Source organism: Arhodomonas sp. KWT (assembly GCF_010993615.1).
This window is the reverse complement of sequence record NZ_WNXE01000079.1, coordinates 1-1907: the sequence shown is the minus strand read 5'-3', so window position 1 is coordinate 1907 and position 1907 is coordinate 1. Positions and strand designations below refer to the sequence as shown.

2 protein-coding genes and 1 other RNA gene are annotated in these 1907 nt (G+C 68.2%); 2 read left to right on the top strand and 1 reads right to left on the bottom strand.

The window, feature by feature from the left end; genetic code table 11:
* On the bottom strand, positions 1-900 hold a 900-nt coding region (locus G7A99_RS12015; RefSeq protein WP_205599827.1), incomplete at its 3' end, for a sodium-dependent transporter.
* A gap of 101 nt (positions 901-1001) precedes the next feature.
* Between G7A99_RS12015 and smpB the strand changes: the two genes are divergently transcribed.
* Positions 1002-1490, top strand: coding sequence for an SsrA-binding protein SmpB (smpB, locus tag G7A99_RS12010; RefSeq protein WP_163140445.1), 489 nt, complete (start codon positions 1002-1004; stop codon positions 1488-1490).
* Positions 1491-1548: 58 nt separating this feature from the next.
* Positions 1549-1907, top strand: a transfer-messenger RNA (tmRNA) gene (ssrA, locus tag G7A99_RS12005).

Sequence of the window (1907 nt, the reverse complement as noted above, 5' to 3'; positions counted from 1 at the left end):
CATGCCGCCGAAGACCACCGGCAGCGTCTGGAACGCCAGCCCCGCACCACCACTCGCCGACAGGCCCCCGTTGAATAGCGCGGGCAGGACCGCGAGCCCCGCGAGCACGGCGAACAGCGTGTCCATCACCACCGTCGCCACCGCCGGGAAGATCACCCCGCCCCGACAGTACGCACCGAAGGCGATCATCACCCCGGCACCCAGGCTCAGCGTGAAGAAGGCGTGCCCCAGCGCGGCAAGTACCGCCTCCACCGTGACCGCCCCCCAGTCCGGCACGAACAGGAACGCCAGCGCCGCCGGCAGTCCGGGCGATTCCCACTGCGCCGCCACCAGCGCACCGAGCAGTACCGCGAGCAGCGGCACAAACCAGCGCGCGGCCACCTCTATGCCGTAACGCACGTCCCGCCCGGCGACCAGCACCGCGGCGCCGATGAACAGCGTGTACCAGCCCAGCAGGGCCTCGCCGTCATGCACCAGCGCACGGAAAAGCCGCGCGGCGGCCAGGGTGTCCAGCCCCTCGAAGCTCCCGCCGGCGGCCCGGAAAATGTACGCCAGCGACCAGCCGCCGACGATGCCGTAGACCGGCAACAGGAGCACGCCCGCCGCCACCGAGGCGACGCCGATCACGCCCCAGGCCCGGGAATGGCCCTCGCGTATCGCGAGCCGCCCGAGCCCCCGTGGCGCGGCCACACCGGCTCGCTCGCCGATCACCAGCTCCGCGATCATCAGCGGCAGGCCGAGACCGGCAAGACAGAGCAGATACAGCAGCAGGAACGCGCCGCCCCCGTACTCGCCCACCAGCCAGGGGAAACGCCAGACATTGCCGAGCCCGACGGTGGCGCCGACGAGGAGCAACGTCACCCCGCGCCCGCCCGCCGGCCGTGTAAACCCTGTTGCCACCGCGTCCTCCCGACTCGGACCAGCCGGTATTGTCGGCACTGCCCGCCGCCCCGGCAAGCTCGGGCGTTGGCGCAGGCCGGGCGGACGATTAGAATGTCCGCGTGAGCAAGAAAGCAGGCAAGAAAAAGTCCACGGGTGCCGACAACGTCATCGCGGTCAATCGCAAGGCGCGGCACGAGTTCTTCATCGAGGACACCATGGAGGCGGGCATCGCCTTGGAAGGCTGGGAGGTCAAGAGCCTTCGCCAGGGGCGGGCCAACCTCACGGAGGGGTACGTCCTGCTGAAAAACGACGAGGCGTGGCTCATCGGGGCGAACTTCCCGCCCCTGCCCACGGCGTCGACGCACATCCACCCCGACCCGATCCGCACGCGCAAGCTGCTGTTGCACCGCCGCGAGATCGACCGGCTCATCGGCGCTACCGAGCAGAAGGGCTACACCGTCGTGCCGCTGGACCTGCACTGGAAGCGGGGCAACGCCAAGCTCACGGTCGGGCTCGCCAAGGGCAAGAAGCAGCACGACAAGCGCGCGGACAAGAAGGAGCGCGACTGGCAGCGCGACCGCGCGCGTATCCTCAAGCACAACGTGTGACGATATCGGGGCTCGCACGGAACTCCGCGATGCCCTAGACTGTCATAGCTCATGAACAGGGGGCGACTTGGCTTCGACGCGGGTCGCAAAACCTCAGGTGCATGCCGAGGACGTCACTCAACCTCGTAAAACATGTGGCAGCAAAGATAGTTGCCAACGACGACAACTACGCCCTCGCGGCCTAAATAACCGCGAGCGGTCGGCATCCGGTCTCCCGTGGCCGATGTTCGACCGGCATAGCACACGGGATAGCGCCTCGGACCGCCCGGATCCGTTGCGCGAAACCTTGACGGGATCGCCGACTGCACGCCCTGTCCGTCGGGTGGCAGCCGGCTAAAAATAATAGACGGATCTAAGCATGTAGACCCTGGGGCGGAGGTCCCGCGGACGCGGGTTCGATTCCCGCCGCCTCCACCA